We start from the raw sequence: 14,104 nt of genomic DNA on the forward strand, positions 1-14,104 counted from the left end.
CCCTTCGATTGTTTGGAGCTTGCTTCCCATGACATTGCACGAGAGCCACAGGCTCAGCCACCCGGTCGTCTTCCGCCAGCTGCAGGTGCTGGAGGTCCACGACCTGACCCCGCACATGCGCCGCATCGTGGTCGGCGGGCCGGCGTTGGCCGGCTTCCATAGCGCCGCGCCGGATGACCACGTCAAGGTGTTCTTCCCCAACCCGGACGGCGAATTCGTCACCCCCACCCTGGGTGCGCATGGGCTGGAGTATCCCGCCGGCAAGGTCGCCTCGCCCATGCGCGACTACACCCCGCGCCTGCACGACGCGGCCGCCGGCACGCTGGCGATCGATTTCGTCATGCACGGCGATGGCCCGGCCGCCAGCTGGGCGGCGGCCGCACAGCCCGGCGCTGCGCTGGCGCTGGGCGGGCCCCGCGGATCGTTCATGGTGGCCGAGGACTTTGACCACTACGTGCTGATCGGCGATGAAACCGCATTGCCGGCCATCGGCCGCTGGCTGGGCGAGATGCCGGCCGGGCGCAAGGTCACCGCGGTGATCGAAATCCCCGAGGACGCCGACCGCCAGGCCCTGCCCACTCAGGCCGACGCGGACATCCGCTGGCTGCCGCGCAACGGCGTGCCGCTGCAGCGCAGCGAGCTGCTGGAACAGGTGCTGGATGACCTGGCGCCGCAGGGCGATGCGTTCTGGTGGATCGCCTGCGAGTCGCGTCGTGCGCGGATGATGCGCAAGTTCCTGGAAGGCCACCGTGCCGTGCCGAAGGGATGGATCCGCTCAACCGGGTACTGGAAGCACGCCGACAGCGTGGAGGATGAGGATTGATCAGACCGGGCGGCTGAGAGGCCGCCGGGCTCCTACTTATCGGCGGCGCCGACCGCACGATTGCTCCGCATTAAAAGCAAGGGCTTTCGCGCCTACGGGCGCGACCTTCTTTTGTCGCGGCAAAAGAAGGCAAAACCGCTACTCGCCGGACACTCGCCGCCGCTACGCGGCGGTCCCCTGCGCTTCTCGGAAGTCGGGGCACGTCGCCCAAACTCGCTGCGCTCAAACAGGGCGACTCTTCGGCCCTGACTTCCTGCGATGCTCGGCTCGCTTTACGGCTCAGACAGAAAGAGCTAGAGGCAACGGCAACGGCAACGGCAACGGCAACAGGTTAGCCCGCGTGGTTAGGGAGCAGGTGCTTGGCAGTTATGTACACTTCGACCCAACATTCCGGCGAACAAGTGACTCTGCTTCTTCTTTTGCTTCTGCCTTCCATCCCCGTAAGGCACGGCGAAGGGAGGAGGACAAGACCCGAAGGGCGCCGCGCATGGATGCACGGCGTTTTTTGAAGAGGCATAGATGTCCCTTCCAAACATCCCTTGGCCCGTAGCGGACCCGCGAAGCGGGCGTTCCGCCCGGGGCGTGTTGACCAGACAGGCGTCAGTTGAAAAAGCGCCTGTTTGCCCAGCGCTCTTTTCACTAGCACAGCAAGTGGGTCGCACGACGAAGTCATGCGAAAGCTGTTGTCTTAAGGCAACCAACCCATCGCAGCAGAACAATTACTGCTTCGCATAAGCCTGCATCGCACCCGCACAATCCTTGACCTGCTGATAGCGAAACGCTTCTGGCTGCCAGCCTTCCGGATACCGCTTGTACTGCGTCTCGACGGTCGCGACATAGTCGCCACCGCCCTTCGCTTGGCCGCAGGTCACCAGCGTTGCGATGTCATCCGCGCCATCGGGCAGGCGGCCTGGCAAGACTGCGGGTGCATCCACCGCCGCACCTGTCCGATGCACATCGAATCGCACCATCAAGGCCGAATACGCGCCCGATTGAAGGCGCTTGGACTGCACCTCCGGCGTGCTGCTGTCCCCGCCCATGCGCATCTTCGGATCGCTCAACATCGGCTTGAACATCTGCAGATACGGCCTTGCGTCATCGTCCGCATAGATCACCGACTCCGTCCGTTGCGATTCGGCCGAAGCCACCGACACCACCAACAAGCTCATCACGCCCCACGCGAAGGGCTTCAAACGCAGACGCATCATCTCGGACTCCTTCCCTGATCGACACACGAGCGCAAAGCCCGCACCCGCTGCGCAACAACGCCGCATCTAAAGCCTTCAATTGCGCAACCTGTCACGCGATCACCGGCTTCACCGCGCGCGGCAGGGGGCCTGGGGCTGCGTGGTCGCGCCGGTGAGCGCGTTGAAGGCGGCATGACCCATGGCCGCGTAGCCGCGGTCGTTGGGGTGCACGCCTTCGTCGGCCACGCACACCGTCGCGATGCCCTGGGGCACCGGGGCGCCCGGCGGCGGGGTCGGCGTGTCGTAGGGGCCTTCGACCGCATCGGCGAAATCCACCACGCCATCGAACACGCCGGAATCTTTGAGCCAGGCGTTGACCTGCACGCGCGCGGCATCACGGCGCGGCGAGTACCAGTTGGGATCGTCGGAGAACGGCAGCACCGTGCCGGCCCAGATCCGGATCCCGTGCTGGTGCGCGACGTCGGCCAGCAGGCGGAAGCTGGCGATCAGTTCGCGTGGCTGCGCACCGGCCGTGAGCAGGGCGGTATCCGGGCCGCGGTTGATGTCGTTGGCGCCGAACAGCACCACGATGTCGGTGACGCCGGGACGGTCGATCACATCGCGGTAGTAGCGCTTGAGGCCGGCGATGCCAGAAGCCGGTTCGCCGACCTGGTCGAAGGCCAGCTCGTCGGCGCTGATGCCCATGTTGGCCACGGCCAGTCCGCCCGCGCCGGGCGCGTTGCCCAGCGTGGCGAGCACGGCCGGCCATGGCGTATCCGGCCGGGTGGCCTGGTAGCCATCGGTGATGGAGTCGCCGAAGGCCACCACGCTGCGCGTGCCGGGCTTGGCCGCCACTTCCACCGCTGTCAGGGCGTAGACGTGGTCACCCGGCCACGGGCTGAGGCCTTGGGCGGGCGTGCGGCCTTCCAGATCGACGGCATCCACCGCGTCCCCCTGCACGGCCCAGGTCACCCGTCCCTGCTGCAGCGGATGGGCATCGGCCAGGGCCGCCGGACCCTCGAAGTACAGGCTCACGCTCAGCGGCGCCAGCGCGGGGGCGTCGAAGGCCACCGGATCGCTCAGCAGTTCGCCTCCGGGCGGCACCAGCGCCCGTGGCTTGCCGTCGAAGGTCAGGCGCACGCTGCTGCCCGGCACGACGGCCGCGCCCTGCGCCGCCCGCGCGATGCTGGCCGCGTCCACCTCGAGCGGCGCGGTCCCGAACACATTGGACAGCCGCACGCGCAGCTGGCTGCCGCCCAGGCTCAGGCGTACGCGCTGGCGCACGGTGACCTGGCGCACGGTGGGCACCCGATGGAGCGGATCGCCGCCGGTGTCGCGCTGCGGCTGATGCCCGGCATCGCGCGGCACGCTGACCTGTGCGGTCATCGCCTGCCCCCAGGACACCACCCAATGCGCGTCCGGGCCGGCCAGCGCCGGCGCGCTGACACACAGCAGCGCGCTGGCGACCAGCAGCAGGATCTTCATGGTTGCCCCGCGGCGAGCGTCGGTGAGCGAGTTCATGTGGACTCCAGGGCGCCATGCAAGCGCGGAAATGCAGTGATGCGCAGCTTGGCCGCGCCATAGGGGATGAGGGTCAATGGCACGGCCGGCTCATCGCTGGCCGGCTTTGGCCTGGTGGGCACGGGCTCGGCCGCGCCTTCCATCGCCACCCACGCCGGCACCGGGCGGCCTTCGACCTGCAGGCGCACCGGCGCGGATTGCGCGGCGAACGGCATCGGCCCGATCGGGTGCTCGCTGAGCCGAGGCGCGGTGCCGGTGATGGCGTAGTTCCAGCGCGTGGTCGGGTACACCTGCCAGTCGGTGGTCAGGCCGCGTTTGCGCCAAGGCACCCAGGCCGCCCCGATGGGCAGCGAGAACACCAGCGCGCCGCGCGAAAAGGTCACCGCATCGTTCGGCCCGGCTTCGGCGATGACCTGTGCGTTGAACTGCAGCTCCACCACATCGCCAGCCTTCCACGTGCGCGCGATGCGGGTGAAACCACCCTTTGCCGTGACCGCTTCGCCATTGACCAGCACGCGCGTGGCCTTCGACCAGCCGGGGATGCGCAGGTGCAAGGGGAAGGGCGTGGGCGCCTCGGGCCGGACGACGATGCGCACGCGATCGCGGAACGGGTAGTCGGTGACCTGTTCCAGTTCCACCGCCGTGGCGCCGATGCGCGTGGCGATACGGCACGGCACGTACACCATCGCCGCCAGGCCGCCATCGTCGCTGGCCATCCACGCCGCCGCGGTCAGCTTGGGCCAGCCCTGGTGGAAGTTGGCCGTGCAGCAGCCGAAGTGCGGATCGAGGCCGAACAGGTTCGACTCCGGCCCGTTGGTCGTCCACGGGGTGCGGTGCAGGCTGCATTCGACTTGGTTGGGCTGCTGGTCGTACTGGTGCGCCCACATGTCGTCGGTGAAGGTGCCGGGCAACGCATTGAAGGCGATGCGCTCCAGCCGGTCGCCGAGTGCGGCATCGCCGGTGATCGCCAACGCCAGCTCCAGCGAGTACATCGTCTCGACCACGGTGCACAGCTCCACGCCCTGCGAGGGGCTGCGCCCGGCCAGGTGTTCGTCGCAGGAGAACATGCCGTTGGGCAGGCCGTGGTACTGGTCCAGCATCGCCAGCTGGTGGTGGACGGCGGAGCGGTCGGCCGCGCTGCCTGACACCAGAGACCAGACCGGCGAAGCCTTGAGCGCCTGCCCGTTGTTGACGCCATGCACTTGCAGGCCGAGGTCTTCCATGAACACGTCGTCACCGTGTGCGTGCGCCTTGAGCCTGGCCGGATCGACCTTCTCCTTGAACGGGAAGTCGGCGAACATCGCCTGCCAGTCGTAACCCTGCGCCTTGAGCAGCCTGGCCAGTTGCAGCAGCTTGGGATCCTGCGTGCGCGCATGCAGCCACAGCACGCTGACCACCTCGTCCTGCCAGCGCATGCGGCCCCAGTCGCGCAGCGGCCGTGTCGGCAGCGCCTGCAGCTGGTGGTGGAAGTAGCGCGTCATGAACGGCACCACGCGCGCATCGCCGCTGAGCTCCTGGTACTGGGTGAGCACCTTGAGCATGACCATGCGCGGCCACCAGTCATCGTTGCTGCGCGGGCCGAACATCCCATCGCCCCAGCCGCTCTGCAGGGTCCAGTCGATGAAGCGCTGTGCCTTGGCCTTCAGTTCCGGCGCGTCGAGTTGCCAGGCCAGCGGCAGCAGGCCATCGACGAAGTACGGACCACGCTCCCATGACTCACCCGTGCCGCCGAGCCAGCCGCTGTCCGGGCCGACATCAGGCCAGGTTTCGTCCAGGTGCCCGCCCAGGCCGGCGGCCTGGATCTCCAGCTGGCGACGCAGCCAGCCGGCAGGCTTGATCGCGCCGGTGGGCAGCAACTGGAAGGGTTGCGGTGCCAGCGGCGCCACGGGAAACCGGGTAGCCGATGCCGCGGCCGGCGCGGCTGCATCGGACGCGGCCGCGCCCAATGGCAGGCCCGCCGCGACGCCGCCGATGGCCGCAACGCGCAACCACTGCCGTCGGCTCGGGGACACAGGATCGTGCTGCATGGAATCGAAGCCTCCACGTCATGCCCGCCTCGCGCGGCGCGGAGCCATACTACTCCGGATCGCACCGACTTGTCCGACAATACGACAGGCGCGTCCCTGCGCCTGGGCAGACCACGCCTGGTTACAGGTCGACCGAGAACTCGATCTGCGCCGAGCGCCCGTAGGCGTTGTAGATGCCGGTGTCGTAGAAAGGCCAGCCACCATTGGTGACATCGACCGGCGGACGTTTGTTGGTCAGGTTATTGACCGAGAGCATCACCCCGAACGTGTCGTTGAAGCGGTAGGTGACGCTGCCGTTGTAGGTCGTCCACGGCCCGATGTTGCGATCGTCACCGGCCTGGTTCCAGGTCGGCGCATTGCGCAGGCCGTAGAGCGTGGCGCCGAGCGGGCCGCGATACCAGCTGATGGTGGCGCTGGTGCGATCGTGGAGTTCGTTGGAGTTGGCGCAGCACAGCTGGTCGTAGGTGGGATCGCCTTCCTTGTACTGGGTCTCGTGGGTCAGTGCGCGGTAATGGCCGACCTGGACATCGAAGTTGCCCAGGGTGTCCATCCTCCACTTGTATCCGATATTGGCCTGCAGGCCGCTCTGCGTCTGCTTGGACAGGTTGATCGGATAGGTCTGGACCTCATTGATGCCGTTGGGGTTGACCGGATCGTTGGCCGGCTTGCGCGCGACCTGGCCGAGCACGTCCTGGCAGGTCGGCGAATTGACGTCATAGGCGGTGGCGCCGTTTTCGGACACACCCAGGCGGCAGTTGGCTTCCAGCTCCAGGATGTCGCCCTGGCCGAGCAGGTTCACCTCGTCGTCGATCTCGATGTGGTTGTAGTCCACCGACAGCGTCAGCGCATTGTCCAGCGTCGACCACACCGCGCCATAGGTGAAGGTCTTGGCGGTGATGTCCTTGAGGTTGCGATTGCCCGAGCTCACTGAACGGATGGAGCTGTCCGATTGCGCGCAGGCGTCGTAGTTGTCGGAGGTATAGCCGGCCTGGCGGCAGAGGTAGTAATCGGTTGCGGTGGTGAAGCCGCTGGACTCTGACGAATACAGGTAATACATGTCCGGCGAACGGAACGCGGTGGCGTAGCTGCCGCGCAGCAGCAGGGTGTCGATGGGGCGGAACTCCAGACCCACCTTGTAGGTGAACTTGCCGTTGCCGCCGCCGCCCTGCAGCGAATACTTGTCGTAACGACCGGACAGGTTGGCGTTGAAGGTGCTGGTCACCGGCACCTGGAATTCCATGCCCGCCGCGTACAGGTCACGCTGGCCCTGGGCGACCGTGGCCCCGCCGTTGCCGCGGAAGATGTTCTCCGAGTTGGGCGCCGAGGAGCGGTTGTTGAAGTACTCGCGCTGGCCCTGGACGATCGCGGCGAAGCCGACCGGACCTGCAGGCAGTTCGAACAGCGAGGTGTTGGTCAGCGTGGCGGTTTCGGACTGGGTCCAGGCCGCGGACTTGGCCCGATTGGTGCCACTCCAGGCGTAGTACTGCTCGGCGGTGATCGGCTGGTACAGCAGGTCCTCGTTGGGCGCGAACACCGGATAGCCGTTCATCTCGCCCAGCTGCGGCCCCAGGTAGTAATCGTCCACGCCGTTGAACTTGAGGAAGTCGGTCGCCTTGCGGATGGCGCTGGTACCGGAGCGATTGATGTAGATGTCGTAGTCGAAGCCGGTATCGCCCAGCGGGCCGCGCACGCCGGTGGCGATGTTGTAGCTGCGGGTGAACACGCGCTGGTCCTTGGACTTCAGGCCGACCTCCTCGGGCGCGAAGATGCGCTGCCAGCTCTCGTAGGTCCCGGTGGTCTGGTTGTAGAAATCCTGGTTCCAGAACGGGCTGCCGCCGGTGTAGGTCGGGCGGCCATAGCTGAGCAGGATGTCGGTGTACCACTCGGTCTGCGGCGTCAGGTGGTAGCGCGCGAACAGGCTGCCGTTGACGTTCTCGGCCTTGTTGAGCAACGAGGCGGTCCCGACATTGGCCAGGCTGCCGCAGTAGCGGCCATTGCTGCCGTCAGAGCGCGCGGCGTACTGGGTGGTACCGCCGTAGAGGTATTCCAGCGGCGCGCACGCGGCGGCGCCGGGATCGATGTAACGCGAAGCCCCCGCGGTGATGTCGCGCCGCAGGAAGGTGCGCGAGGGATCGACCACCTTGCCGGTATGGGCATCGGCGGCGCTGTCCAGGTAGCTGCGATCGAATCCGTAGATCGGCTTCTGCTTGTCGTACTGCAGCCCGAAGCTCAGGTCCAGGTCGCCGACCGAGGTGCCGGTACTGAACTCGAAGCGCTGGTTGGCACCGCCGCCGTCGCTGTAACCGCCGGCGCGGTACTTGAAGTGGGTGCCTTCGACGTGATCCTTCAGGATGATGTTGACCACGCCGGCGATGGCCGAAGAGCCATACACCGAGGACTGGCCGCCGGTCAGCACATCCACGCGCTCGACCATGCCCATGGGGATGTTGGCGATGTCCACGATCGAGGTGTTGCCGTTGTAGGCCAGCGGATAGCTGCTCATCGGGCGGCCGTTGAGCAGGGTCAGCGTGTAGCTGGGGTCCAGGCCGAACAGGCTGATGGTCTTGGCGCCGGGCGTGTAGTTGCCGGTGCCCTGCGAGTCCTGCACCGAGCCGTTGGACTGGGGCAGCGAGCGCAGCGCGTCGAACACGTTGGTGAAGCCCTGCTTCTCCATGTCCGCCGCGGTCACGCTGGTGATCGGCGAGGGGCCTTCGATCTGCGCCCGGGGGATCAGCGAGCCGGTGACCTTGACCGCATCGAGCTCGGCGGCCTTCCTGGTGGCACCTTCTGTGGGGACATCGGTGGCCTGCGGCGCATCGTCCTGCGCGTGGGCGACGCACGGCAGCAGGGCGGTGGAAATCATCAACGACAACAGTCTCAACTTCATCCGGGTCTCTCCATCGAGGTGCAAGGAACCGCGCTCGCCGGCCGCGGGGGCGGCGGGCGGCACGGCTGGACACTGCGGGCATTTCCCCAGCCCTGTTGCGGGCAGCGCTCGGCCCGGCGTCGTGCACTGGCGGTGGCTGCCATGGCGCAAGACGCAGGAACGGCGGCCCGGACACCGCACTATCGAGGACCGGGCAAGTCGCGCCGATTGCTTTCTAAATCGTTTAAATGAAGTATGTCAACGGGATGACGATAAGTTGTTCTGACAACTTGATTTCGACCACTCTGTCACTTTAAAAGGAATCAAAACGTGGGCAAGATGCCCCAAATCCCCGCCGCGGATTGCCATGCGCGTGAAAGTTCTGCACGATCGGCTGATCGCTTCAAACGATTCAGGGGCTCATGACCGATTCCAACCAGCGCCGTCGGCGCGTCACGCTGGCCGACATTGCCCGCGCCTGCGGGGTGTCCTCGGCCACGGTCTCCCTGGTGCTCAGCGGCAACCCGGCCGTGGCGGCCAAGACCCGTCGGCTGGTGGAAACCGAGCTGCGCCGCCAAGGCTATGTCTACAACCGCAGCGCCGCCAACCTGCGGCGCAAGGTCTCCACCAGCGTCGCCCTGGTGATCAATGACCTGTCCAACCCATTCGTGGCCGAGTTCGCGTCCGGCGTGGACGAGGCGCTGGCCGAGGCCGGCTGCGTGATGCTGCTGGGCAGCTCGGGCGAATCGATCGAGCGCCAGCGCGCGGTGCTGTCCTCGCTGCTGGAACACAACCCGGCCGGCGTGATCCTGACCCCGGCCGAGGGCACCAGCGTGGCCGACCTGAGCCCGGTGGTCGGCCTGCACACGCCGCTGCTGCTGTTCAACCGCCAGGTGCCCCAGTCGCGCTGGGACTACCTGGGCGCCGACAACGTGGCCGGCGCGCGCATGGCCACCGAACACCTGCTGGCGCAGGGGCATACGCGCATCGCCTTCTTCGGCGGGCATCGCGATTCCAGCTCCTGCCGGCAGCGCCTGGAGGGTTACACCGCCGCGCTCAAGGCCGCGGGCATCACCCCCGAGCCGCGCTGGATCGTCGAGTGCGCGCCGACCCGCCTGCAGGCGGCCACGGCCACCGCGGCGCTGTTCGCACGCGATCCGGCGCCGACCGCGGCGGTGACCTACAACGACGCGGTGGCGCTGGGCCTGATGATGGGCCTGCGCGCGCGCAACATCGCGCCGGGTCGCGAGTTCGCCCTGACCGGCTTCGACGACATTCCCGAGGCCGCCGCCACGGTGCCGGCACTGACCACGCTGGCCACCGCGCCCCGCGCGTTGGGTCGCCAGGCCGTGGGCATGGTGATGGCCAGCCGTCCGGTCGATGCCAAGCCCCGCAATACCATCGCGCCGGTGCAATTGGTGCCGCGCGAGAGTTCGCTCAGTTTCACCCGCACGCTGGAGTCCCCCACGCCGGCCAAGCCCACCAAGGCCCGCGCCACGCGCGGCAGCCGTCCCGGAGGATCGACCGCTTGACCCAGATCACACACACGCCGCGCTTGTTGCGCGGCTCGCTGGCGTGCGCCGTCGCGCTCGTCCTTGGCACCCCCGCTGCCCTGGCGGCCGACTTCCAGAGTTCGTTCGAGCCCGGGCAGCCTGCTCCTCAGTCCGCCGGCGGCGGGCCGTCGGTGAAGGTGGGCGATGGACCCCAAGCGCCCTACGCGGCCAAGGCCAAGGTCGGCTACAGCGGCCTGCACGCGCTGGCCTACGACGGCAGCGCCGGGCGCACGACGCTGTTCAAGGTCGATGCCACCATCGATGCGGATACCACGCTGTCCTGGCTGGTGCTGCCGGAGATCGTCGACGGCGACACGGTGTCCAGCACCTATGTTTCGCTGGATGCGGTGCTGGAGGACGGCACCCGCGTGTCGGCCACGCCTGCACTGGACCAGTACGGTTTCAGCGTGGGTGCGCAGGCGCAGGGCGACTCCAAGTCGCTCTACCCACAGCAGTGGGCGCGCAAGGCCGTACGCCTGGGCGAGGTGCCCGCCTTGCGCGGCAAGCGCGTGGTGGCGATCGAACTTGAAACCGCCGCGCCGGCCGGCAAGACCGCGCGTGGCTGGATCGACGATGTGGCCCTGGGCGAGACGGCCCCGGTCGCACACCAGGCGCCGACCGACTGGGTGCTGACCACGCGCGGCACCCAGGCCAACAGCACGTTCTCGCGTGGCAACAACTTCCCGGCCACGGCGGTGCCGCACGGCTTCAATTTCTGGACGCCGATGACCGACGCCAGCTCGCTGTCCTGGCTGTACAGCTGGAACGAGCAGAACGACGCCGACAACCAGCCGCGTCTGCAGGCCTTCGGCCTGAGCCACGAGCCCAGCCCGTGGATGGGCGACCGGCAGACCTTCCAGGTCATGCCTTCGCTCGATTCCGGCGTGCCGCAGGCCGATCGGGACAAGCGCGCCCTGGCGTTCTCGCATGCCGACGAACTGGCCCGCCCGCAGGAATACCGCGTGCGCTTCGCCAACGGCATTACCACCGCGCTGGCCCCGACCGACCACGCGGCGGTGTTCCAGTTCGCGTTTCCCGACCACGGCGATGCCAACCTGCTGTTCGACAATGTCGACGCACGCGCCGGGCTGACCCTGGACGAGAAGACCCAGACCCTTTCCGGCTATACCGACGTGCGCAGCGGGCTGTCCACCGGGGCCACGCGCATGTTCGTCTACGCCACCTTCGATACGCCGTGGCAGCGCAGCGGCAAGCTCGACACTGGCCGGCCCACCGGCTATGTGAAGTTCGCGGCACCCCCTGCAAAAGACGGCACGCGCCAGGTCACCATGCGCATCGCCACCTCGCTGATCTCGCTGGAGCAGGCCAAGCACAACCTGGCCCTGGAAGTGCAGGCGTCCGACACGGTGGAGACCGTGGCCGCGCGCGCGCAGGCGCAGTGGGATGCGGTGCTGGGCAAGGTGCAGGTGGACGGGGCCAGCGACGACCAGCGCACCACGCTGTACTCCAACCTCTATCGCCTGTTCCTGTATCCCAACTCCGGCTCGGAGAACGTCGGCACCGCCGACAGGCCGGACTGGCGCTACGCCAGCCAGAACAGCTGGTCCGATGACGCCACCGACGGCAGCGCGGTGCGCAGTTTCGCCCCGGTGCGCGACGGCCAGATCTACGTCAACAACGGCCTGTGGGACACCTTCCGCACGGCGTGGCCGGCCTACGGCCTGCTCGATGCGCAGGATGCCGGCGGCCTGATCAGCGGCTTCCTGGAGCAGTACCGGGCCGGCGGCTGGGTGGCGCGCTGGTCCTCGCCGGGCTATGCGGACCTGATGGTCGGCACCAGCTCGGACGTGGCCTTCGCCGACGCGTATGCCAAGGGCATCGGCGGTTTCGACCCGGAGCTGGCCTACGAGGCCGCGCTGAAGAACGCCACGGTGGTCTCGCCCGATCGCCACGTGGGGCGCAAGGGCATGGACCGCTCGCTGTATCGCGGCTACGCCGACACCGAGACCCACGAGGGCATGTCCTGGACCATGGAGGGCGCGCTCAACGATTTCGGCATCGCCAACATGGCCGCGCAGCTGGCCCGCTCGGCCAGCGGCAAGGACAAGCAGCGCTACGCCGAGGAGGCCGAGTACTTCCGCTACCGCGCGGCGGACTACGCCAATGTGTTCGACCGCAGCATCGACTTCTTCCAGGGCCGCAAGCCCGATGGAAGCTGGCGCGTGCCGGCCAAGGACTACGATCCGCGCGAATGGGGCCACGACTACACCGAGTCGGCCGGCTGGACCTTCGCCTTCACCGCCGCGCACGACGGCAATGGCCTGGCCGCGCTGTACGGCGGGCGCGACGCGCTGGCGCGCAAGCTCGATCAGTACTTCGCCACGCCGGAAACGGCCGGCGAGGACTTCACCGGTTCCTACGGTGGCGTGATCCACGAGATGACCGAGGCGCGCGACGTGCGCATGGGCATGTACGCGCACAGCAACCAGACCGCACACCACATCGCCTGGATGTACCTCTATGCCGGCCAGCCGTGGAAGACCCAGGCACTCACCCGCGAGATCCTCGCGCGGCTGTACCTGGGCAGCGACATCGGCCAGGGCTATCCGGGCGATGAGGACAACGGCGAGATGTCGGCCTGGTACGTGCTGGCCTCGATGGGCCTGTACCCGCTGCGCATGGGCTCGCCGGATTACGTGATCGGCTCGCCGCTGTTCAAGCAGAGCACCCTGTCCCTGCCTGGCGGCAAGAAGCTGGTGGTGCGCGCGCCGAACAATTCGGCCAAGAACGTCTACGTGCAGTCACTCAAGGTCAACGGCAAGCCGTGGACCAAGACCTGGATCCCGCACGCGCTGCTTGCGCAGGGCGCGACACTGGATTTCGTGATGGGACCGGCGCCCTCCAAGTGGGGTTCCGCGCCGGGTGACGCGCCGCCCTCGCTGACCCCGGCTGGCCAGGCACCGACCACGTTGGCCGATGTCATCGGCCCGCAGGCGCGCGTCAGCGTCAACGGCCAGGCCGCCCCGGCCCTGGTCGACGACGACGCCGACACCAGCGCCCCGGTCATGGGCAAGCAGGTCGATGTGGACATCACGCTGGAGCGAGGCGCGCAGCCGACCTTCTATACGCTCACCAGTGGACAGCGCCCGATCCAGGGCGCCAGCTGGCGCCTGCAGGCACGCAACGGCGAGGGGGCCTGGAAGACCCTGGACACGCGCAGCGACGAGGATTTCCGCTGGGCCCTGCAGGCCCGGCCGTTCCGCATCGCCTCGCCTGGCACCTATACCGCCTATCGCCTGCACTTCACCGCGCCCGGCCGCATGGCCCTGGCCGAGGTCGAGTTGCTGGCCCCGCACGTCCCGGTCCCGCTGAAGAAGGCGCCCTGATGTCCGCTATGCCACGTCCGCTCGCCAGCGCCCTGTTCTGCGCCGCCCTGCTCGTGTCTGGCGCTGCGCAGGCACGCGAGGATGTGACCCGAACCCAGGACGGGGTGACCATCACCTATCGCGATGCCAGCGGCGCGCTGGACACCGCCATGCAGGAGAAGATCCTCGAGACCTTCTTCCATGCGTATGCGCGGGAGCGGGCGGACTTCAACACCGCCGCTCCGACCAAGGCGATCATCACCATCGATCCGTCCTACGACGGCATCGCTTACGTGAGCAGCGACGACTGGGCCAAGATGACGATCAACCCGGCCTGGCTGGTGAAGCATCCGGGCGATACCGACCTGGTCAGCCACGAGGCCATGCACATCGTCCAGAGCTATCCGGACTACGGCAACGACCAGGCGCCGACCTGGCTGGTGGAAGGCATCGCCGACTACGCGCGCGACCGGTACGGCGTCGACAACGCCGCCGGCGGCTGGGCGCTGCCGACCCAGATCAAGGACAAGCAGCACTACGACACCGGCTACCGGGTCAGCGGTGCGTTTCTCAAATGGGCCGACGCCAAACATCCGGGCCTGGTCAAGCAACTGGACGCGGCGCTGCGCGGCGGCACCTATTCGCCACAGCTGTGGACGCAGGCCACCGGCGAGACCGTCGAAACGCTGTGGGATCAATACGTCATCGCACGCGGCGGCGTGCAGCCGGCCAAGGGCTGAGAGCCCCCAGGCCGCGCATCGGCGCACGGCCTGGCCTGGATCCCACGCGCCAGGCTGGAAC

At 67.8% G+C, this 14,104-nt stretch carries 8 protein-coding genes; 4 read left to right on the plus strand and 4 right to left on the minus strand.

The annotated features are described in order from the left end of the window. Positions 1–28 precede the first annotated feature (28 nt). Entirely contained in the window at positions 29–823 is a 795-nt protein-coding gene (locus ACORQU_RS05410; protein WP_491643819.1) for a siderophore-interacting protein, read from the plus strand. Between the two features lie 719 nt (positions 824–1,542). Here the strand turns inward: ACORQU_RS05410 and ACORQU_RS05415 are convergent. The 4 genes from ACORQU_RS05415 to ACORQU_RS05430 form a co-directional block, all read right to left on the minus strand. Beyond that, positions 1,543–2,031: a hypothetical protein gene (locus ACORQU_RS05415; protein WP_491643820.1), complete on the minus strand. Its 489-nt coding sequence runs from the start codon at positions 2,029–2,031 to the stop codon at positions 1,543–1,545. Between the two features lie 108 nt (positions 2,032–2,139). Then, positions 2,140–3,531 carry a GDSL-type esterase/lipase family protein gene (locus ACORQU_RS05420; protein ID WP_491643821.1) on the minus strand — a complete coding sequence of 464 codons (1,392 nt, stop codon included), beginning with the start codon at positions 3,529–3,531 and terminating at the stop codon, positions 2,140–2,142. Continuing rightward, positions 3,528–5,558, minus strand: coding sequence for a glycoside hydrolase family protein (locus ACORQU_RS05425; RefSeq protein WP_491643822.1), 2,031 nt, complete (start codon positions 5,556–5,558; stop codon positions 3,528–3,530). Before ACORQU_RS05425 ends, ACORQU_RS05420 begins: the two co-directional genes overlap by 4 nt. 121 nt (positions 5,559–5,679) lie before the next feature. Continuing rightward, complete coding sequence (locus tag ACORQU_RS05430) at positions 5,680–8,445, minus strand: TonB-dependent receptor plug domain-containing protein (RefSeq protein ID WP_491643823.1); 2,766 nt, start codon at positions 8,443–8,445, stop codon at positions 5,680–5,682. Positions 8,446–8,846: 401 nt separating this feature from the next. Between ACORQU_RS05430 and ACORQU_RS05435 the strand changes: the two genes are divergently transcribed. Genes ACORQU_RS05435 through ACORQU_RS05445 form a run of 3 tightly spaced genes read left to right on the plus strand, consistent with a single transcriptional unit; the run spans position 8,847 to position 14,043 of the window. Further along, complete coding sequence (locus ACORQU_RS05435; protein ID WP_271648368.1) at positions 8,847–9,956, plus strand: LacI family DNA-binding transcriptional regulator; 1,110 nt, start codon at positions 8,847–8,849, stop codon at positions 9,954–9,956. Continuing rightward, complete coding sequence (locus ACORQU_RS05440; RefSeq protein WP_491643824.1) at positions 9,953–13,324, plus strand: GH92 family glycosyl hydrolase; 3,372 nt, start codon at positions 9,953–9,955, stop codon at positions 13,322–13,324. The genes ACORQU_RS05435 and ACORQU_RS05440 overlap by 4 nt, the downstream gene beginning before the upstream one ends. After that, positions 13,324–14,043, plus strand: a complete 720-nt coding sequence (locus ACORQU_RS05445; protein WP_491643825.1) for a basic secretory protein-like protein — start codon at positions 13,324–13,326, stop codon at positions 14,041–14,043. The genes ACORQU_RS05440 and ACORQU_RS05445 overlap by 1 nt, the downstream gene beginning before the upstream one ends. Positions 14,044–14,104: the final 61 nt, after the last annotated feature.

The sequence above is a fragment of the Pseudoxanthomonas sp. JC1303 genome (assembly GCF_058448525.1).

Excerpts from the sequence above, each read along its gene's own strand:
- ACORQU_RS05410 (WP_491643819.1), top strand. The coding sequence starts at position 29 with ATGACATTGCACGAGAGCCACAGGCTCAGCCACCCGGTCGTCTTCCGC.
- ACORQU_RS05415 (WP_491643820.1), bottom strand. The coding sequence starts at position 2,031 with ATGATGCGTCTGCGTTTGAAGCCCTTCGCGTGGGGCGTGATGAGCTTG.
- ACORQU_RS05420 (WP_491643821.1), bottom strand. The coding sequence starts at position 3,531 with ATGAACTCGCTCACCGACGCTCGCCGCGGGGCAACCATGAAGATCCTG.
- ACORQU_RS05425 (WP_491643822.1), bottom strand. The coding sequence starts at position 5,558 with ATGCAGCACGATCCTGTGTCCCCGAGCCGACGGCAGTGGTTGCGCGTT.
- ACORQU_RS05430 (WP_491643823.1), bottom strand. The coding sequence starts at position 8,445 with ATGAAGTTGAGACTGTTGTCGTTGATGATTTCCACCGCCCTGCTGCCG.
- ACORQU_RS05435 (WP_271648368.1), top strand. The coding sequence starts at position 8,847 with ATGACCGATTCCAACCAGCGCCGTCGGCGCGTCACGCTGGCCGACATT.
- ACORQU_RS05445 (WP_491643825.1), top strand. The coding sequence starts at position 13,324 with ATGTCCGCTATGCCACGTCCGCTCGCCAGCGCCCTGTTCTGCGCCGCC.